This is a genomic window from Desulfitobacterium sp. PCE1 (assembly GCF_000384015.1).
Classification (GTDB): Bacteria; Bacillota; Desulfitobacteriia; order Desulfitobacteriales; family Desulfitobacteriaceae; genus Desulfitobacterium; species Desulfitobacterium dehalogenans.
Map to the genome: position 1 here is coordinate 2,698,571 of NZ_KB913023.1, position 20,519 is coordinate 2,719,089.

A 20,519-nucleotide genomic window follows, 5' to 3' on the forward strand; every position below is an offset into this window, starting at 1 on the left:
GTTAAACTTCATTTATGAAAACAACAGCATTTATTGTAACACAATCCTCTCCAAGTGCCTAAACCTCATGAGAGTTAAAAATCCACTCTCTTTGTGATTATAAAACGATTAACATAGCCTTCCTCATCTAATTGGACAATTCCTTCCCCATTCTTGGCTTGAGTGCTTCCATCCTTTAATCTTTTCTCGACTTCTATAGTGTAAGAATATTGCCTATCCTGGTCTTGACTAATCTTAACGTCTCTTACATAGAATTGACATTCTTCTTCCCATGCCAATTGATCATATTTCATGATATACCTGTTACTAAACAATTCCTGCAAAGCAGCCTCTGAGCAATACTTTTTAAACTTTGCGCTATAGGGTTTGAATAGTTCCGCAAAGTCCTCTGGGTCCATGGTCTGCATTCCTGCTTGCCTTGGCATTGAGTTGCTTATTTCTTGCAAATATTGGCTATGCTTTTCATTAAGTTCCTGATAATCTTCCGTATTGTCAACCTGATAAAGCTCCAGAAGGAATCCTTCAATCGTCTTTTCACCCACAGATTTATTCGATTGGCAACTGGGAATAAGGAGAAAAACAAAGAATAAAATGATGCATAATACTACCTTTTTCATTTTCTTTCCTCCTTTTTCAAGGCGATTAAACACAAAGAGAGCCCATAGAGAGCTCTCTTATTCATGTGGTTCAATTCCTTAGCAACTTCCGCCGCAGCCGCCACAACTGCTGCCGCAACCTTGTCCGCCAAAATCCTTCGCCAAACGGATCTCAAAACCACTGCTTTCTTCAGTTTCTATAAAATCGATAAAGGCATCTTCAAGATATTCGGAAAGGGAGCTGGCTGTAATAACGGATACTCCATGCTCTTCGTCCAGAACATCCATTTCTGTCTTAGCATCTTCCAAGGCCATCCCAAAACTTGGGCCACCACAACCAAATCCCGCCAGATAGAGACGAAGATAGCAATTCTCCTTATTCTGTGCTTTTTGCACTTCCTTAACTTTCTGGGCTGCAAGTTCTGAAATTTTAACCATTTTTCCAACTCCTTATTTTGACCTAGCGATTATTGTTATTTTAACACTGCAAGCTGTGTACTCGTAGGTCCTGATTAGTTATCCTTTCCAACAAACTCCTTAAATCAGTTAATGTCATCTCTTATGTTTCAGGATAATTATAACATTTCTAAGCAGTAAGGGAAAGGTTACTTTTCGAATGTGCAAGAAAAACGAACTTCAGATGAGATCCATCTGAAGTATCGTTGCCGGAGCGATTACCTTATTTCATATAATCCACCATATTATTATCCTTGAGAACCACATCGTGTGAACCGCCTTCTACAATGCTGGTTGCCGAAACCAGAGTAATTCTCGCTTTCTCTTGTAAATCAGGAATGGACAGAACACCGCAGTTGCACATGGTAGAGCGAACTTTATTTAAGGAGAGGGTCACGTTGTCCTTTAAACTTCCGGCATAAGGCACATAAGAATCGACACCTTCCTCAAAGGAAAGCTTTTTGTCTCCGCCCATGTCATAACGCTCCCAGTTTCTTGCCCGGTTAGAGCCTTCACCCCAGTATTCTTTCATATAGTTACCATTGACATTGACCTTATTGGTAGGACTTTCATCAAAGCGAGCAAAATATCGTCCCAACATAATGAAGTCTGAACCCATGGCCAAAGCCAAAGTCATATGATAGTCATGGACAATCCCGCCGTCGGAGCAGATCGGGACATAGATCCCTGTCTCTTCAAAATACTCATCCCGAGCTTTGGCCACTTCAATTACGGCTGTGGCCTGTCCGCGACCAATTCCCTTTTGCTCCCGAGTAATACAAATAGAACCGCCGCCAATTCCTACTTTAACAAAATCAGCCCCAGCTTTAGCCAGGAATAGGAAGCCCTCCCGATCCACCACATTACCGGCACCCACTTTAACCTTATCACCGTAATGCTCACGGATCCAGTCTATGGTTATCTTCTGCCATTCTGTAAAACCTTCCGAGGAATCAATGCACAAAACATCTGCTCCCGCATTGACCAAAGCGGGGATGCGCTCTGCATAATCCCGAGTATTGATACCGGCTCCTACCACATAACGTTTGGAAGTATCCAGAAGCTCATTCTCATTTTCTTTGTTGGAGTCATAGTCCTTGCGGAAAACCATGGTTTTCAAACGCTGGTCTTTATCGATGAGAGGCAAAGAGTTTAATTTATGCTCCCAGATAATATCATTGGCTTCCTTAAGTGTGGTCTTTTCGTCAGCGCAAATAAGGTCCTCGAATTTAGTCATAAATTCCGCGACTTTGGTATCGGTGGACATCCGGCTCACCCGATAATCACGGCTGGTTACAAGACCGGCTAATTTTCCATTCGCTGTGCCGTCATCGGTGACAGCAACCGTTGAATGGCCTGTTTTCTCTTTTAAAGCCAAAATATCTGCCAAAGTATCCTCCGGCTTCACATTGGAATCGCTAATGACAAAGCCTGCCTTATGGTTTTTTACTTTGGCTACCATTTGGGCTTGGTTTTCTATAGTCTGGGAGCCATAAATAAAGGAGATTCCTCCCTCTTTGGCCAAGGCGATAGCCATTTTATCATCGGAGACGGATTGCATGATGGCTGAGACAAGGGGAATATTCATCATAATAGAGGATTGTTCCCCTTTTTTGAACTTAACCACCGGTGTTTTCAAACTTACATTAGTAGGTATACAATCGGTAGAGGAATATCCTGGGACCAAGAGGTATTCTCCAAAAGTCCGTGAAGGTTCGTCAAAAAATAATGCCATTTCTATCACTCCTGATTTAAAAACTTTTATCTTTTATCTTATCATTATCACCCGGATAAAAACAAGTATTCTTTTCAAGAAATATAATTATTTCCGTAAGAATCTAAGCAGCGTCTCTTCAAAAACTTGGTCTTCAACCGGGCTTCGTTTGGCGGGACCTTTGGTTCTTCCTCCCGATCGGCGGTATTTAGCCTTCAGCTCCCTTTCCTCCAATAAATTAGCTATTAATTCAGGACGATATTCCTTACCGGCTGGACTAAGGGCTCTCCCCCCTTTGCCCAATACCATGGCTGCCAGGCCAATATCCTGAGTCACGATAATATCCCCTGCTTCACACAGGTTCATCACTTTAATATCCGTTTCCTGGGGAGAGTTCCCGACGATAATATGATGATCCGAGGCAATCTCATGGTTAAAGCTGGCCACTGTCCACACGGGGATACCGTATTGACGGCCAATTTCAAGACAGATCTGAAGAACAGCTTTGGGGCAGGCATCACCATCAATAAGAATCTTCATGGTTTGAGCATTCCTCTTTCAATGGATCTCTGAATTAATCTTTCGATATATTCATAGAGCTGAGGAACTTTTTCCTTGGCTATCTCAGTGCGCTTTAATACCTTTTCACTGGTGACTCCAGGTCTTTGCCAAGTTTGGCCCTCTGTATTGTAATTGAGCAGTAAGGGCTGAAAACGGTCCAAAGTCGCTGCAAAAGCCGCTTCCTTGGTCTCCATCTCTTCAAATTCCTCCCAGAGGCTCATCATCTTTTGGGCTTGATCCTCGGGCAGCATATTAAACAGGCGGTCTGCAGCTTCCTGTTCCCGCTCCGCCTTATCTTCATACCCTTTCTCATCATAACAATAAGTATCTCCGGCATAAATCTCTACCAAGTCATGGATCAATACCATGCTGATCACTTTGGCTATATCTATGGTTTGATCCTCGGCGTATTCGGAAAGAATCATAGCCATCACCGCTAAATGCCAGGAATGTTCTGCGTCATTCTCATAGCGCCTGCTGCTGATCGTAATGCTTTGACGGGTGATATCCTTTAACGCATCGATGGCTACTATGAAATCAATCTGTTTTTCCATTCTTTCACTGATCAATTCAATCCATCTCCTTATAGCTTATGGGATCCTTGATACCGGCTTCGGCAAATCCCTTGAGTCTCAGGGCGCAGCTGTCACAGGTTCCACAGGCCTTTTCTCCACCGCGGTAACAACTTGTGGTACTATGCAAGGGAGCATCATTCTCTACGGCTAATTGGATGGTTTCAGCTTTGGAAAGATACATCAGCGGCGCTTTGATTGCAATGGTTTGACCGCTCACTCCCGCTTTCGTTCCAACATCCACAACCTTCTGGAAAGCCTGCAAAAACTCCGGACGGCAATCCGGATAGCCGCTGTAATCCACGGAGCTGATACCGATAAAGATGGCCTCTGCTCCTATAACCTCTCCATAACCTAAGGCATAGCTTAAGAAAAGAATATTGCGGGCTGGAACGTAGGTCACGGGTATTTCTCCATCTTCTGCGTAATCCGGAACTTGAATGGCGGAATCTGTTAAAGCACTTCCTCCCACACTATCAATCTTAATGATTCGATGCTCTTTGACCTTATAGTATTGGGCTACAGCTTTTGCCGCATCCAGTTCACGTTGATGCCTTTGTCCATAATCAAAGGATAATGGATACAACTCATATCCGGCCTTATGGGCAACACTCATGCAGGTCGTGCTGTCCAGGCCCCCTGAGAGCAATACTACAGCTTTTTTCATAGACTAGCTCCTTATCTTCTTTTCAAAATCAAGTGGGCTTTAAACTATCATTCAGTTTTGATCTGTCCTTTCGGAAAAGAATCAGGGACCAGAGATAACCACCGAAAACCTTGGCAAAGAATTGTCCAAAGACAGCGTAGGGAATAAAAGCCCCAAAGGCCAAAGTCGGAAAAGCGATAGAATCCACCGCAGCCGAGGCAATATTAGAACTGTTGACCTTGACAAAACGGGGATGTTTCCTTAAAGCCTGATAAACGGCAGTATCCGTAATTCCGGTAAGCAAAAAGGCGATAAAAGAAGCTATAGCGATTGGCCCGGCATTGCGATTGATAAACCAGGACAATAAAGCGCCCGTTCCTACAAGCAAGAACATCTTCGGCCATAAATGTTTGCGGCTCCATTGCTCATGAAGTTTATCCCGGGCCACCAAGTCAAAAGCAATGAGTAAAAATGCATTAATCGGTGTTGAAATAGGTCCAAAATAAGTTACCGATAAATTAGCTGCGACATTGGCTGCCAAATAGGCTAATACAATGAGCATGATTCCCACTCCCCCGTTTCCTATCAAATTATTATAAACCCTCTGTCAATCCATGAGCAATATGAAGGGCTATTTATCAAAAAGCCCTCCTTTTTTATAACTTTTAATACCGCCACGAGCTTGGCCCAGCTTAGCTGCTGCCTTATTCGGCCCACCTTGTTGAGCACTTTTTTTCTTCTTCTCTTCAATTAATTTTTTCATTAACTCTATATTCTTATCCATTAAGATATACCTCCGTTTTTTTACTTATTACTCTTAGCGGGATTTACGACCTGCGATCTCTTCAGCCAGCTCACTGAGGTAGGTCCAGCGCTCCAAAGATTCTTCCAGCGCCCTCTCCAAGTCTTCTTTTGTTTTCATCAGCTCGTTCAATTTCCCGTAATTGCTTCCTGCTTCTACCATGTCCTGATTCACTCGTTCCAATTGCCCCTCAAGGTCGGCAATCCTGTCTTCTATCTGTTCATACTCCCTTTGCTCTTTATAACTCATTTTCAGCGGACGTTCTTTTGGCTTTGCCTGATCCCCGGTATCCCCAGTCTCCTCCGGCTTCGAGGCTTGGCTATGGGTCTTCTGCCCTTTGGCGAGAGTATCTTTTACGAACTGATCCTCCAGAATCCGTCGATCCAATTGTTCCCGGTAATCCGTATAATTCCCTATGGTGGAATGTATTCTCCCTTGACCCTCAAAGGCCAGGATCTGATCCACCACCCTATCCAGGAAAAAGCGATCATGGGATACTGTGATCACGACTCCGGGGAAATTTTCCAGATAGTCTTCAAGAATACTAAGGGTATGAATATCCAGGTCATTGGTCGGCTCATCCAGCAAAAGGACATTAGGGGAGTCCATCAGAACCTGAAGCAGATAAAGCCGTCGTTTCTCTCCTCCGGAGAGTTTTTCAACAGGAGTCCATTGCTGTGCAGGAGTGAAAAGAAAGCGTTCCAGCATTTGGGATGCTGTCAGGACCCCTCCATCAGAAGTTGGAATCACTTCCGCCACGGATTTGATGACATCGATAACCTTGGTCTGAGGTTCGAACTCCCGGTATTCTTGAGCAAAGTACCCTAGCTTGACTGTGGGTCCCCATTCAATCTCCCCTTCATCGGCTTGAATCAGCCCGGCCAAAATATTTAATAGAGTGGATTTGCCGCTGCCGTTGGGGCCAATGATTCCGATTCGGTCAAACTTAGCCAGGATGATGCTGAAATCATCGATGACCATCCCCCGACCAGGGTATGATTTACACAGATGAGAACACTGGATGACCTTTTTCCCTAACCGGGCTGCCCCTGCCGAGACTTCAACCTTCCCGGTCTTTTCCTCAGGCTTATCGGCTTGAAGCTGCTCGAATCGATCAATTCGTGCTTTTTGCTTTGTGGTGCGGGCTTGAGCACCCCGTCGAATCCAGGCCAATTCATTGCGCAGAATATTTTGCCGCTTTCTTTCTGAAGCCTCTTCCTGCTCATCCCGCTCCGCTTTCAATTCTAAGAAACGGCTGTAATTACCCGGATAGGAATATAGTTTTCCCCGATCCAGTTCAAAAATCCGATTCGCCACCCGATCGAGGAAATAGCGATCATGAGTGACCATCAAAAGAGCACCCTTAAGTTTATTCAAATAGTTTTCCAACCAATCCACCATTTCATTGTCGATATGATTGGTAGGTTCATCAAGGATCAATACATTCGAAGGTTGAATCAGGGCGCCGGCCAAAGCCACCCGTTTACGCTGTCCCCCGGACAGGGTCCCTACGGGAATATCAAACTGATTTATCCCCAGCTTGGTGAGAACTGCTTTAGCCTCGCTCTCAATCTGCCAGGCATTGTGGCTGTCCATCTTCTGCCCCAATTGGAGGAGGGCATTTTGATAACTTTCCTTGCTGGGCTCTTGATTCAGCCGCTCCAAGGCCATTTCATAATCCCTAAGCAGCTTCATCAGGGGGGAATTCCCTTTAAAGACCTGCTGCAATACCGTAGCCTCTTGATCAAAATCAGGCTCCTGAGGAAGATATTCCAGCTGCAACTCATTATTGGTTATGATCTGTCCTTGATCTGGTTGCTCCAAGCCGGCCAGAATCTTTAACAAGGTGGACTTCCCTGTTCCATTGACTCCGATAATGCCAATTTTCTGACCTTCCTCTATTCCTAAGGAAATATCCTTGAATAAAGGCTTAATTCCATAACTTTTCGTTAGAGATTCAGCAGTTAACAGATTCATTTTGATTCCCCTTATATCTCCATTAATATAAATAAAGCAACAGGTAAAGTCCATGTTTTATGCACACTAACCTTAAGTATATCATTTCTATGAGCTTCAGTGAACTGCAAATCAAAAAGCTGGAATTCACAGTTTGCTTGCCGTCCTAAAATAATTTATAGTTAAAGATAGAACCATTAACTCAAAGGCTAACCACTCTTATATTTGATGTTCCTATCAACGAATGAGGAGGCTTAATTATGTCCAGTGTCATCGACCGCTTTCTAAGGTATGTCGTAATCGACACCCAATCCAATGAAGAATCGCAAACCACCCCCAGCACCGATAAACAGCTGAACCTGGCTTGGCTTCTTGAACAAGAACTTAAAGAACTTGGTTTGCAGAATGTCCGCATCCAAGAGGGCAATGTTTACGGAACTTTACCTGCTAATTCAGCAAAGACTATCCCCGCCATTGGCTTTATCGCCCATATGGATACCAGTCCTGATTTTTCTGGAGAGCATGTCAAGCCCCAGCGTATTGAAAATTATGATGGCAAGGACATTCTTCTTAACCCGGAGCAAAATCTGGTCCTCTCCCCTGCAGACTTCCCGGAATTGCTGGATTACATAGGCAAAACCCTGATCACTACCGATGGAACCACCCTCTTAGGAGCGGATGATAAAGCAGGAATCGCCGAGATCATGGCTGCACTTGAATACCTGACCAAGCACCCGGAAATCGAGCATGGGAAAGTCTGTGTGGCCTTTACTCCCGACGAGGAGGTAGGCCGGGGCGCCGATCAATTTGATGTGGCCGGCTTTGGAGCGGATTTTGCTTATACCGTGGACGGCGGGGCCCTTGGAGAACTGGAGTACGAAAACTTTAATGCTGCCAAGGCTATCGTCAAAGTAAAAGGAAGAAATGTTCATCCCGGCACTGCGAAGAATAAAATGATCAACGCCATCCTTTTAGCCAACGACTATATCGCCAAGCTCCCACCCCAAGAAACACCGGCAACCACAGAAGGTTATGAAGGCTTTTATCATCTCCATGATATCCAAGGGGATGTGGAAGAAACCACCCTTTACTATATTATCCGGGATTTTTATGAAGACTCTTTTGCCAAACGTAAGGAAACCATGCTGAATGTAGCCGAGGAGCTTAACCAAAAAAACGGACTCGGGCTGTTCACCGTCGAGATTACAGACCAATATCAGAATATGAAAGAAAAAATTCAGCCGGTGATACATATTGTAGAGAAAGCTCAGGCTGCCATGGAAGCCGTGGGAGTTAAGCCTCTCATCAATCCCATACGCGGGGGGACCGACGGAGCACGCTTATCCTTTATGGGTTTGCCCACCCCCAATCTATTCACCGGCGGACATAATTACCATGGCCGCTATGAATTCATTCCCACCTTCGCCATGGAAAAATCTGTGGAGGTCATCCTCAAAATTATTGAGCTCTATGCTGAAGATCGTTCATAGTTGAAAAAACCGCGTGCAATCTTTTTGATCTCACGCGGTTTCTCTTTTATCTCAGTGGTATTAAAATCCTAAAACTGTTTAAAAACACTGCTTATATTTGCGGAAATAGGAGCTCGACAATATGAATAAATTCTTCCAATTTACTGCAATCATTAACTAAATATACCGGAAGCCCTATAAAGCGAAAGGGTAGATTTTTATGGATAAATTCATAAAGAGAGGGGGTGTTTTTAGAGGGCATACCCGCTGAAGCCTCTTTTCTGTTCTCTCTCCTCTGGGCCTTAAGCTGTTCCTCCAGGATAGAGTAGAGTTCACGATAGTGCTTGGTATTTAGATTATGAGCCTGAATATATCCTTCTCTTTGCCGTGCATACAAGGATTGAATATAGTCCTTCTGCCTGACAGTCCAGTGCGGATGAGCCGTTAAGACAAAGGCATTGGCCAAAGTTTCTTCCAGACATTCTTGGGTGCCCCAGGTTTGACTATAGATCTTCTTTTTATAAGCCGGGTAAAGACCATCGCTATCCTTTCCCACATCATCCAGGAGAATACAGTAGCGCTCAATGAGATAATGAAAGGACACATGGGTCAAAACGGAATCCAGAGCCAGGGTATGAGCCTCTCTCAATGTCATAGAGGTCTGTCTGAGAATACTTAAAAGATACATTCCGAACATTTCTGCATAGAGATACAGACCAAAGTCTTCCGAATTAAAATGATAAGGCCGGTAGGTCCCCACCATATCAAAATTCTCACAGCGCCTTTCATTGAAGTGCAGCTCATACTCACATAAATTCAATTTAAGTTGATTGAAGGATTTTGAATTACAGGTTATGGCTTTCCCTTTGGTCAGATATAAGTCCAAGCCCTGCATGATAGGGTATACCTCTTCCCTTACATACTCCCCACGGTTCCACCTCTTTTCTATGGGCAATTCCTGTTGCCAGCTTGTTTCCCTAAATCCATATGACTGACTCTCCCCTTTTAGCACCAGTGATTAAGAAGTATATTAAAGTTGCCATGGCATCACCTTTCGGACATAAGAAAAAGCACCCCCATTGAGAGTGCTTGTATGCTATAATTGATTTTGTAACAGAAAAGGCTTGCAGAGCGGTCGGCATTCCTCCGAAGGGAGGTGATGCCATGGAAGTATATGAGGCTTTAACACTAATGATCTCTTTTGGAGCATTAGTTGCTTTTTTGCTTACCTCCGATAAACGGAAATAGACCGCCTCTGCTCAAGGATGACGGTCTATTTCCCGATTTCTAAAGCCGACCGCACTTCAAGCGGCTGTTACTAGGAGTTATGTTAGCGCATGACTCCTATTTGATTTTAGTATACCACATATTGATCGAAAACATCACTATTGGATGCTATTTTTCATCACTCGGTTGTGCGGCCTAAAAATGTCTTGATCGGTAATTTCTTCCCTTTTCTCTTTTTCCACAAGCTCTAAAAATTCTTTAGACGGAAGGGGCTGTTGCAGTAAGACAGCCCCTAATTAACGATTTCAATGTGCTATTCTTATGATGAAGATTCGGCCTCATCTGCTTTTCGATCCTGAATTTTCGAACCAAAGAGGATTAGACATAAGACCAGGGTTACCATGCCAATGATATAGGGTGTATTCATGGATAATCCATAGATTCCTCCCCCCACCAGAGGGCCAAGGATTCTGCCAAGGCTGCCAAAGGATTGAAATACCCCGAGAGAAGCCCCCTGCCTATTATGGCTGTTTTTGCTCACTAAACTGGAGCTGGTAGGTGTCATAAAGGAATTTCCGGTCATGAATACCACAGTTCCCAAGACCAGAAGGATAGCATTCGGAGCCCAGAGCATCCAGAGAAAGGCCAGAGCACAAAGAACTGCTCCAAACTTGGCAGGTTTGGCATCACCAAAGCGCTTGACCACTTTCCCAATTAGCATTCCCTGGACGATGACACCAACGATTCCAATAATCATAAAGACAAAGCCCATTTCTTTCGGGCCAAAGCCCACCCGCTCTGCAGCAAACAAGGTAAAGGTCGTTTCAAACATAGCCATAGTAAAGCTAAGGACAAAACTGAATACGAACAATGGAAATAAAGGATCCCGAATCACCCCAAAATTAAGACGCACTTTTTTCCTGGGTTCCCGGTTGGGTTCTTTGAGAGTTTCAGGGAGCAGCTTCCAGGCAAAGGGCAGAATAAGTAAAGCCAAAGTCCCCGCAAAGTAAAAGGGTAAGGTAAAACTATAATGACCCAGCGAACCGCCTAAGGCCGGCCCGAAAACCATCCCCAATCCCATAGCGGCTCCGAGCATCCCCATACTCTTGGAACGCTCCGCCCCTTCCGTGATATCCGCCATATAAGCCATAGCGGTGGGTAAAGTAGCTGAAGAGACCATTCCCGATAGGGCCCGGAAAGCGATGAGAAGAGGGAGATTTCCGGCCATTCCATAGAGAAAAAAGGTAATTCCGTAACCACTAAGTCCAATTAATAGAACAGGCCGCCTACCGATTCGATCCGACAACCTTCCCCAAAAAGGAGCAAAGAAGAACTGCATAATGGAATAAGCAGACATAAATAACCCAAGGGAGAAGGCCCCGCCCCCTAGTTCTCCAATCAAAAAAGGAAGGATGGGAATAACTACCCCAAAGCCCACCATAACCAAGAACTGGATGATAACTAAAATAACCATCGGTCGAATATACTGCTTTTGCATGAGGTACACTCCCATCATACTGCTGGTTCACTGCCGAGATCATAACTCTATTCCATTTTATTTCTGTTCAAATAGCCATTGAATTATTATAATAGATGTTGGTGTTTAAATCATCCTCTAAGAAGAAAAATCACAAAAATTTCAAGGAAAGGACATTATTATGAATACTTATAGAACCCAAGGTGTTTGCGCAAGTCATATTCATTTTGAAATAAAGGAAAATAAAGTATACAATGTAAAATTCGTCAATGGCTGTCCCGGCAATCTGCAGGCTTTAGCAGCCCTTGTTGAGGGAATGTCTGTAGACGACGTAGTAAAGCGTCTAAAAGGTATCCGCTGTGGTCATAAAACCACATCCTGTGCGGATCAGTTTGTAAAAGCCTTAGAGTCCGGCAAGTAAGAAAACCCCGCCCAGTCAACACATGTGACTATGCGGGGTTTTTCAATTCATCTGAGTCTATAGTCTCTGGTCCAGACTTTTTACTTTAGAGAACTGGAACAGCGGTCCACCAGATAGATCAAGGATTGGTAGCTTATGCCGCTGTGAGCGGATAAGCCAATCTCGCAAGTCCGGCTGTTGGAGTATCCTCCGGTACAGTTGTCCGGTATGGCTCTATTTAGCCCTGCTAAAGCGGAATCGTTTAACTCCGGGTAGGTAAACCCTTTATCTCCGGCAAAACCGCAGCAATGGACATCATCAGGGAAGATTACTTTTTCAGCACAAGCCTCGGCAACCGCTTTGAACTTTTCACTCAAACGCATTTTTACTGAGCTGCAGGTAACATGAACTGCAACAGTTTCCGGTACTTTCTTGATCTTTAAGCGATGGAATAAAAAGTCATGGGCAAATTCCACGGATTCATGAAGCTCTATACCTGATTTAAAGGCTCGCTTCATACGGTAAAGACAGGGGCTGGTATCACAAACGATAGGATATTGACCATTCTTGCTGGCTTGGAGAAGAACTTCTTCCAATTCCGCACTTTTTTCATCGGCAATATCGAAAAATCCTTTGCTCTCCCAGGGCATTCCACAGCAAAGCTTATCCAATCCCGGTGGAATAATCACTTCATAGCCCGCTTTAGCGAGAAGAGAGCACATCACTTCGTTAAGAGGTCTTTGATCCCTATCCTTACGAGCCGGCCCCATGGAGCGGCTGATGCAGCTGGGGAAATACACGACTTTCAGCGCTTCACCCTGCTGCGCCGAGGGAAGAGGCGGCCGAGGCTTAACCTTGCCCGTTCCTTTGCTGGGCATCCATTCATTCCATAAGGGAATCTTGCTTTGGGACACATCGCGAGCCGTTCTCGCCATACCTCCAAAAATCCGTGTACCTAAAAAGCCATGAACTCCATCCACAGCACCTAAGCCAAAGCGCATTATACCGGTTACTCCGTTCATATTCTTGGCCAGTGCCTTGGCTATCTTGCGGGTCGCCGGGGTAATAGCCTGAGAGCGTAAGTATTTGGTGTTATCCCCGGTATTGATGTTCAGCGGACATGATGTAGCACATAATCCATCCGTAGCACAGGTGGCATTGCCGGCATAATCATAATCTCTAAGAAAGCGATTTAAGCGTTCGGGCTCTATTCCGGTACGTTTCAAATGAGAGATCTCCCGCTGCAGGATAATACGCATCCGGGGCGTGGTGGTAAGATGCTTGGAAGGACAGATATCCTGACAGAATCCGCAATTGGTGCAGCGATTGATCGTTTCATGAGAGGCAGGCATGGCCTTTAAATTCTCAAGGTGGACATGTTTATTGTCATTAATAATTACACCAGGATTTAAGAGATTATTGGGGTCAAAGGCTGATTTGATGCGTTTCATGAGCTCATAAGCCTTGCTTCCCCACTCCAACTCCACAAAGGGGGCCATGTTGCGGCCTGTTCCATGCTCAGCTTTCAGAGAACCATTGTATTTCTTAACGACAAATTCATTGACCTCATTCATCAATCCCTCATAACGAGCGATCTCTTCATCGCTGTCAAACTTAGGGGTGAATATAAAATGCCAGTTGCCGTCTAAGGCGTGTCCATAGATAATGGCGTCGGTATAACCAAATTTGTTAAGACTGTTCCGCAGATCAGCAGTAGCTTCAGCTAAGCGCTCCAAAGGAAAGGCCACATCTTCAATAAGAACCGTTGTTCCCTGGGCACGCACACCCCCTACAGCGGGGAAAATGTCTTTACGAATTTTCCAGTAGGTTTCATATTCTGATTTTACTGCCGTAAAGCTGACCGGGAATATGGTGGGTATATCTTCCAATACAGCGGTAGCTTTTTTAATCCGCTCTTCCAGCTCCTCAGGGTTTGCTCCCCGGACCTCCACTAAGAGGGCTGTCGCCGTATCGGAGAGGGTCTTCAGATAATCCGGCATTCCGGGAGCATCTTCCACGGAGCGCAAGGAAGCTCTATCCATCATCTCAGCAGCGGCCACCAAATCCCGGTTGAGCTTCATGACTGCACGACAAGCATGATCCATATCCGGATAGATAATCAATGCAGAAGCTTTATGGTCATAGTCTATGACCGTTTTATATGTAATTTCAGAGATAAAACCTAAGGTCCCTTCCGAACCGATGAGAACATGCTTAATGATTTCAATAGGATCTTGGAAATCGACGAAAGCATTGATACTATACCCTGTGGTATTTTTTATCTTATATTTCTTCTTGATCATGGCCACAAGATCAGGATCAGCATTGATCTCATCACGTATCTCTTCGATCTGCCGAATAAGATCCCCTTTGCGTTCCATAAAGTAGTGTCGTGATGAGGAATCCCCTGTATCCAACACGGTTCCATCATCGAAGATGATCCGCATTTCGTCCACGGTTTTGTAGCTGTTATCTGATGTGCCACAGCACATACCGCTGGCATTATTGGCAGCAATTCCACCGATCATACAGTGATCAATGGAAGCAGGATCCGGGCCGATTTTACGTTTATAAGACCGGAGATAGCGATTGGCTTCCACGCCGAGAATACCGGGTTCTAAGCTGATCTTTTTTCCGTGGTCATGAATTTTATAGTGTCGCCAGGAACCTTGCAGAACCAAAAGAACAGAGTCGGTAAGCGCTTGTCCGGAAAGGCTAGTACCTGCCGTACGGAAGGTGACAGCTATTTTCATACGTTGAGATAAACGTAGAATCTCACCCATCTCTGCATCGTCAAGGACCCGAATCACTATTTTGGGAATGAGGCGATAAAAACTCGCATCAATTCCATAACCCAAAGTATAGAGAGGATCAATAAAAATCCGTTGATAAGGTACGAATTGAGATACCTCCCGGTAAAAATCTTGATATTCTTGAGGAAGCTCTTTCAGATCCTCTTCCTTCTGTTTCAGATTGCGGGGATCACTAGGGTTTACATAGTAGTTTAAGGGGCGTGTCCCGCTTTTCCAATGGGTCATAACCTCACGTCCTTTCTTGCTGTTGTATTAGTGTTTACAGAATCTTTGCCAGAGATTCCAGTTTTGCTTAATTTATTAGATTTCGTTAGATTTAATCATTCTCCTTTTAAGAAAATTATTTTTTTAGATTTTCCTTAATAAAACAGCTAAATGACAGGATAATTAGTATTTTTATAGAAATATATCAAGAATATTTATAATTTTATAAAATCAATGGCCTTATCTTGCAAATTTATTCACTAAATATTAAGAATAGGAGGTTTGTATTTTGTTTTTGCGGAAAACCCTGAAGCATTACAGCATTGCAGTAATCGGACTGCTTTATTTCATCAGTAGATTATTTTATTCCGGCGCTCATTGGGTTATCCCATCCGAATATTTCCTTTTCCTTCATACTCTTCTTGAGTTCTTCAGCATTATCGTATCCTTTACTATCGGCTTACAATGCTTAGCCTCTTACCCCTACACTAAGTCGGATCGAAAGTATCTTCTTGGAATCTTTTTTATTACGGTCGGCCTATTCGATTTACTGCATACATTAACTTATAATGGCATGTTTCTCAACACGACAGGAGCAAGGTCAATCTATTTTTCCTTAACCGCCCGCCTGACTGAGTCAAGTGGCCTTTTGATCTACATCTTAAATCGGGCTCCTAAAAAAAGAGTTTCTATGGTTTTCGGATCTGCCTTTTTAGTGACCGCTTTGATTGTTATTATGAAGTGGGGACCCTATTTGCCCCCCATGCTGCTCCCCGATGGTGTCACTTCACTTAAGATCTTTGTTGAGTCTCTGGCAGGCAGTTTGAATCTTATAGCATTTTTTGTATTGATTTATAAATCTCGCCTTGAAAGGGCAGAAAACTGCCCCAATCTCTCCAATGCTTTGCTTTTGCTCCTGATTTGTGAATTATTCTTTACAATATACCATACTCCCTACGACAGCGATAATCTGGTCGGACATATTTTTAAATTCCTGGGTTATACCTATATCCTCAAAAACATACTGATAAAAAACTTACATGAACCTTTTAAAGAAATCCAATCAGCTTATAAAGATTTTAATACAATTTTTCAATTTGCACCGGTTGGCCTCTCCATAATTAGAAAATCAGATCATCAATTTTTAGAAATCAATCACTTCTTTATGAATTTTCTGGGGCTGCCCGACAAAGATGTTATCGGCAAAACCCCTATGGAAGTGGGATTCTCGGAAGCAGATTGGACAAAAGTCCTCGCCTATGCTGAGAACAATAACTATTACTTCGCTGAGACCACCCTTGCCAACTTGGAAATCTCCCTGGAAAGGGAGGGAAGCAAAGTCAGCATTGCGGCAATTTCAGCTGAAACCATCCAGCTGGGCCATGAGGAATGCATCTTAATGTCAGTCACGGATATTAAGGAGTTAAAAAGCTTGCATACGGAGATGATCCGACTGGACCGCCTTAACTTGGTTGGTCAAATGGCTGCCGGTATCGCCCACGAAATAAGAAATCCCATGACCACTGTCCGTGGATATCTTCAACTCATGGATGAAAAATCCCAAGATATTGGGCAAAAATCGACCCTTCATTTCATGATTGAGGAATTGGACCGGGCTAATTCCATACTCAAAGAATTTCTAACCCTTGCTAAGAACAATAAACCCAACTATCAAATTCTCAACCTCAATAAATTACTACAAAACTTACATCCACTCATTGAGGCCGATTCTTTCACGCAAAATAAACAAATCCGCTTTACCCCCGGGGATATCCCTGATATCGAACTCAGCCCCAAGGACATTACCCAGCTGGTCTTAAATTTATGCATAAATGGCCTTGATGCTATGTCTGAAGGGGGATGCCTAACGATCCAAACTTATAAAAAAGACCATAGTGTAATCCTATCCATTAAAGATGAGGGCCATGGCATACCCAAAGAGTTATTGGAGAAACTTGGCACCCCATTCTTTACCACAAAGGAAAATGGAACAGGATTAGGACTGTCCATATGTTATAAAATAGCGAAATCCCATAACGCCAAGATCGATGTTACTTCCAGTTCTGAGGGCACTCTATTTCAGATTAGTTTTCCTTTGCAGTCAGTGGAATCAATGTTCATCCCTTCTCATTAGTTTTGCCTGAGAAAGCCCCAAAGAAATGAAAAAGCGCAGCAGTCTCGTCACTGCTGCGCTTCCTTGTGCACTTTGTTGGTTATCTTAAGGCTTTCTCAAGTATTTCATTTAACCGATGGACCATACTCCGGGGATCCACGATAATTCCCGCTGCAATTTGTGCATTAGCAAAAAGTTGTTCAGCAGCCAGGGGAGCAAAGGAATCTTCGTTCTTTCTTAAATCGTTGAGACGTTGGATCAGGGCATGTTTAGGATTAATCTCCAGAATTCCGGCGGGAACATCCTGAATATCCCTATTCATCATCTGCATCATCCGCTGCATGCTATGAGTGCCGTAATGACTAAGGATAATGGCGGGACTGTCTACCAAGCGCTTCGATTCACGGACTTCCGTCACTTTCATCCCCAGCACTTCCTTAAGCCAGCCGTTAAACTCCTTGAGTTCCTCCTCAGATAGAAGCTTTTCCTCTTCCGAGGCAGAATCCTCATCGGTCAGATTAAGGTCTCCATGATCGGCAGAGAGCAAACGTTTGCCATCATATTCCCTGATCATATCAAAGACATAGTCATCGATTCCATCATAGGTATAGATCACTTCATAGTCTTTATTCTTAAAGACCTCCAAATAAGGGCCTTCTTCGATAATTTGCCGGGTCGGACCATTGATAAAATAGATGGCTTCTTGTCCTTCCTTCATCCGGCCCACATAATCCCCTAAAGAAATCAATTCCCCTTCTCCCGTCTTCGAGGACTCAAAGCGCAGAAGTTTCAGGATCTCCTGACGATGGGTAAAGTCGTTGGCTGCTCCTTCTTTAAGAAAAATACTGAACTCATTCCAAAATTCCTTGAAGATCTCAGGTTCATTTTTAGCCTGGTCATCCAGGTATTTTAAGAAGCGGCTGGTCACAACCTTATTCAGTTTGGCAATTAAGGCACTATCCTGCATGGTCTCACGAGAAATGTTTAAGGGAAGTTCCTCGCTGTCTACCACTCCTCGTACAAAACGCAGCCACTCCGGCAGGATGTCCTTCGCTTTTTCCTGAATGAGGACTTTTTTGCAATAGAGGTTTACACCGGCCTCCATCCGTCCAAAGCCGAATTTCTCCAGGTTTGATTTGGGGACGAACATCAAGGTATTAATATTAATGGGAGCATCCGAGGAAAAGTGCATTTTCATTAAGGGCTCATCGTAGGCATTGGCGATATACTTGTAAAACTCCGTGTACTCTTCCTCTGAAATCTCATTCTTATTTTTCGTCCATAAGGCCTGGACCGTGTTGATCTTTTCCTCATTGACATAGACGGGATAAGGCACAAAACTGGAGTACTGCTTAATAATGCGCTTCACGGTATCGGTCTGGGCAAAGGAATGAGCATCTTCTTTAAGATGAAGGGTAATGCTGGTTCCCCGTGGGAGATCCACTTCTTCAGAAATGCTGTAACTCCCTCTTCCATCGGATTCCCAACGGTAGCCCTGAGCATCAGGTTCATAGGACCGGGTGGTGAGGGATACTTTATCGGCCACCATGAAAGCGGAGTAGAAGCCTACACCAAACTGACCGATCAGGTTCACATCCTTTTTATCCCCCGCTTCAGCTAAGCGCTGAACGAAAGCCTTAGAGCCGGAATGGGCGATGGTCCCTATGTTTTCGATTAAGCCCTCCTTGGTCATGCCAATACCTGCATCCGCAATGGTTAAGGTCTTGGCCTCTTCATCAGGAGTAATGCGAATCTCCAAGGAAAGTTCTTTATCCTTGATTTCTTGCCCGGATAGTTGCATATACCTTACTTTTTCCGAAGCATCAGCAGCATTGGAAATCAATTCGCGCAAAAAAATCTCCCGATCCGTATAAAGGGAGTTAATGACAATATCGAGCAGCTGCCTGATCTCTGTCTGGAACTCCTTGGTTTCAATCTGACTCATTGTTTAAACCCTCCATATTAATCCAATAGTGTATATTAAATATTTTAATCAAATTTGGTCAGAGGTCAAGCTTTGAAAAACTATCTTATCATCAGAAATATCTCCTTTACTATGTTAAAATAAAGGAAGTTTCACGACATGACCATTTCACACAATCGGGAGGAATCATCAATGACCTTTTTGCCTCTATTGAACAGCGCTCTCGCTGCCTTGACCATCCTCATCCTTATCCTGGTACTTATACAGTTTTCCAAATTCCAACGGGAGAACTCTACCCACCCTTTTCACTCTCAATTGCAAAACCTGGAAAACCAAATGGCACATTTGGAAAAGAACGTAGAACGGCAGGAACGTCTTTTTCAAGAGGAGTTTGCCCGCAACCGGGAAGAGAATAATACCAACTTCCGTCAAGGGCGTGAAGAAATGAGTCATGCCTTAAAACGTTTCAGCGACTCACAGCTTACCCAAATGTCGGAGATCGCCACTCTCCAGCGGAGTCAACTGGATATCTTCTCCAAGCAGCTCAACAACCTCTCCCAGACCAATGAGCAAAAGCTTGAGCATATGCGCAAAACCGTTGAGGAACGACTTCAGCTTATTCAGCAGGATAATGCCCAAAAGCTGGAGTTAATGCGGGTCACTGTAGATGAGAAGCTGACAAATACCTTAGAGCAACGTCTTGGTGAGTCCTTTAAAATGGTGAGCGACCGGCTTGAACAAGTCCATAAGGGTTTAGGAGAAATGCAAACCTTAGCTTCCGGTGTGGGGGACTTAAAAAAAGTCCTCACCAATGTAAAAACCCGGGGAACCTGGGGAGAGATTCAGCTGGGGAATCTGCTGGAACAGATCCTGACACCTGAGCAATATTCTATTAATGTTGCTACCAAAGCAGGCAGCAAGGATCGGGTGGAATTTGCCATCAATATTCCAGCTAAAGACAGAAATGATCGTATCGTTTATCTCCCCATTGATGCCAAATTTCCAGTGGAGGATTATAACCGCTTGCTGGATGCTCAGGAGCAGGGGGATCTCCCCCGTATCTCTGAAGCGGAGAAGGCTCTGGAATACCGTATCAAAACGGAAGCCAAATCCATTCATGAAAAATATGTGGATCCTCCAAATACTACGGATTTCGGCATCCTCTTTCTCCCTATTGAAGGTCTTTATGCCGAAATTCTCCGCCGTCCCGGACTCTGTGAATTGCTGCAAAGAGATTATAAGGTGGTTATAGCAGGCCCTACAACTCTGGCCGCTCTGCTCAACAGTCTCCAGATGGGCTTCAGGACTCTGGCTATTGAAAAACGCTCCAGTGAGGTCTGGAATCTCCTGAGTGCGGTAAAGACTGAGTTTGGCAAATTCACGGAGATCCTGGAGAAGACCCAAAAGAAACTCCAGGAAGCCAGCAATACTATAGAGACCGCGACTCGTAAGTCGCGGTCCATCGGCAGAAAACTAAAAGATGTTCAGACCCTACCCGTTGAGGAAAGCGCAGCATTGCTGGCTGCCGGGGAAGAGGAGTAGAGAGCCGCTGCCTGAGGAATAACACTGTCCTCCGGCAGCGGCTTCTT

18 protein-coding genes are annotated in these 20,519 nt (G+C 44.3%); 5 read left to right on the forward strand and 13 right to left on the reverse strand.

The window, feature by feature from the left end:
- Positions 1–74: 74 nt before the first annotated feature.
- The 9 genes from DESPCE1_RS0113425 to DESPCE1_RS0113465 all read right to left on the reverse strand — a co-directional run bounded on the left by DESPCE1_RS0113425 (position 75) and on the right by DESPCE1_RS0113465 (position 7,324).
- The gene (locus DESPCE1_RS0113425) at positions 75–617 is read right to left on the reverse strand and encodes a hypothetical protein (RefSeq protein ID WP_019850793.1); all 543 of its coding nucleotides are present in this window, start codon (positions 615–617) and stop codon (positions 75–77) included.
- A gap of 78 nt (positions 618–695) precedes the next feature.
- Positions 696–1,034, reverse strand: a complete 339-nt coding sequence (locus tag DESPCE1_RS0113430; protein WP_014794478.1) for an iron-sulfur cluster assembly accessory protein — start codon at positions 1,032–1,034, stop codon at positions 696–698.
- A 241-nt stretch (positions 1,035–1,275) separates the two neighbouring features.
- A complete protein-coding gene (locus DESPCE1_RS0113435; protein ID WP_014794479.1) occupies positions 1,276–2,787 on the reverse strand; it encodes an IMP dehydrogenase in 1,512 nt (503 codons plus the stop codon).
- Positions 2,788–2,874: 87 nt separating this feature from the next.
- On the reverse strand, positions 2,875–3,306 hold the full coding sequence (locus DESPCE1_RS0113440) for a DUF188 domain-containing protein (RefSeq protein WP_014794480.1): 432 nt from the start codon (positions 3,304–3,306) through the stop codon (positions 2,875–2,877).
- Positions 3,303–3,896, reverse strand: coding sequence for an HD domain-containing protein (locus DESPCE1_RS0113445; RefSeq protein ID WP_014794481.1), 594 nt, complete (start codon positions 3,894–3,896; stop codon positions 3,303–3,305). Before DESPCE1_RS0113445 ends, DESPCE1_RS0113440 begins: the two co-directional genes overlap by 4 nt.
- A 1-nt stretch (position 3,897) precedes the next feature.
- On the reverse strand, positions 3,898–4,566 hold the full coding sequence (gene queC / locus DESPCE1_RS0113450; RefSeq protein ID WP_019850794.1) for a 7-cyano-7-deazaguanine synthase QueC: 669 nt from the start codon (positions 4,564–4,566) through the stop codon (positions 3,898–3,900).
- A 28-nt stretch (positions 4,567–4,594) separates the two neighbouring features.
- The gene (locus tag DESPCE1_RS0113455) at positions 4,595–5,107 is read right to left on the reverse strand and encodes a VUT family protein (RefSeq protein WP_014794483.1); all 513 of its coding nucleotides are present in this window, start codon (positions 5,105–5,107) and stop codon (positions 4,595–4,597) included.
- Between the two features lie 69 nt (positions 5,108–5,176).
- The gene (locus DESPCE1_RS23365; RefSeq protein WP_014794484.1) at positions 5,177–5,329 is read right to left on the reverse strand and encodes a hypothetical protein; all 153 of its coding nucleotides are present in this window, start codon (positions 5,327–5,329) and stop codon (positions 5,177–5,179) included.
- Positions 5,330–5,362: 33 nt separating this feature from the next.
- A complete protein-coding gene (locus DESPCE1_RS0113465; RefSeq protein ID WP_019850795.1) occupies positions 5,363–7,324 on the reverse strand; it encodes an ABC-F family ATP-binding cassette domain-containing protein in 1,962 nt (653 codons plus the stop codon).
- 239 nt (positions 7,325–7,563) lie between these two features.
- On the opposite strand from DESPCE1_RS0113465, the gene pepT reads away from it, so the two are divergent.
- The gene (gene pepT, locus DESPCE1_RS0113470) at positions 7,564–8,793 is read left to right on the forward strand and encodes a peptidase T (protein ID WP_019850796.1); all 1,230 of its coding nucleotides are present in this window, start codon (positions 7,564–7,566) and stop codon (positions 8,791–8,793) included.
- A gap of 91 nt (positions 8,794–8,884) precedes the next feature.
- Here the strand turns inward: pepT and DESPCE1_RS0113475 are convergent, their stop codons facing one another.
- Complete coding sequence (locus DESPCE1_RS0113475) at positions 8,885–9,667, reverse strand: hypothetical protein (RefSeq protein ID WP_019850797.1); 783 nt, start codon at positions 9,665–9,667, stop codon at positions 8,885–8,887.
- A 269-nt stretch (positions 9,668–9,936) separates the two neighbouring features.
- Between DESPCE1_RS0113475 and DESPCE1_RS24200 the strand changes: the two genes are divergently transcribed.
- Positions 9,937–10,020, forward strand: a complete 84-nt coding sequence (locus tag DESPCE1_RS24200) for a putative holin-like toxin (protein ID WP_371200623.1) — start codon at positions 9,937–9,939, stop codon at positions 10,018–10,020.
- Between the two features lie 298 nt (positions 10,021–10,318).
- Here the strand turns inward: DESPCE1_RS24200 and DESPCE1_RS0113485 are convergent, their stop codons facing one another.
- Positions 10,319–11,497 carry a tetracycline resistance MFS efflux pump gene (locus DESPCE1_RS0113485; RefSeq protein ID WP_014794488.1) on the reverse strand — a complete coding sequence of 393 codons (1,179 nt, stop codon included), beginning with the start codon at positions 11,495–11,497 and terminating at the stop codon, positions 10,319–10,321.
- A gap of 160 nt (positions 11,498–11,657) precedes the next feature.
- Between DESPCE1_RS0113485 and DESPCE1_RS0113490 the strand changes: the two genes are divergently transcribed.
- Entirely contained in the window at positions 11,658–11,897 is a 240-nt protein-coding gene (locus DESPCE1_RS0113490) for a TIGR03905 family TSCPD domain-containing protein (protein ID WP_014794489.1), read from the forward strand.
- An 80-nt stretch (positions 11,898–11,977) separates the two neighbouring features.
- Here the strand turns inward: DESPCE1_RS0113490 and DESPCE1_RS0113495 are convergent, their stop codons facing one another.
- Positions 11,978–14,914: an FAD-binding and (Fe-S)-binding domain-containing protein gene (locus DESPCE1_RS0113495; RefSeq protein ID WP_019850799.1), complete on the reverse strand. Its 2,937-nt coding sequence runs from the start codon at positions 14,912–14,914 to the stop codon at positions 11,978–11,980.
- Positions 14,915–15,182: 268 nt separating this feature from the next.
- On the opposite strand from DESPCE1_RS0113495, the gene DESPCE1_RS0113500 reads away from it, so the two are divergent.
- Positions 15,183–17,027 (forward strand): MASE3 domain-containing protein, encoded by a 1,845-nt coding sequence (locus DESPCE1_RS0113500; RefSeq protein WP_019850800.1) that lies wholly within the window; start codon positions 15,183–15,185, stop codon positions 17,025–17,027.
- 79 nt (positions 17,028–17,106) lie between these two features.
- On the opposite strand, the gene htpG is transcribed toward DESPCE1_RS0113500, so the two are convergent.
- A complete protein-coding gene (htpG, locus tag DESPCE1_RS0113505; protein WP_019850801.1) occupies positions 17,107–18,951 on the reverse strand; it encodes a molecular chaperone HtpG in 1,845 nt (614 codons plus the stop codon).
- Between the two features lie 171 nt (positions 18,952–19,122).
- On the opposite strand from htpG, the gene DESPCE1_RS0113510 reads away from it, so the two are divergent.
- The gene (locus DESPCE1_RS0113510) at positions 19,123–20,472 is read left to right on the forward strand and encodes a DNA recombination protein RmuC (RefSeq protein ID WP_019850802.1); all 1,350 of its coding nucleotides are present in this window, start codon (positions 19,123–19,125) and stop codon (positions 20,470–20,472) included.
- Positions 20,473–20,519: the final 47 nt, after the last annotated feature.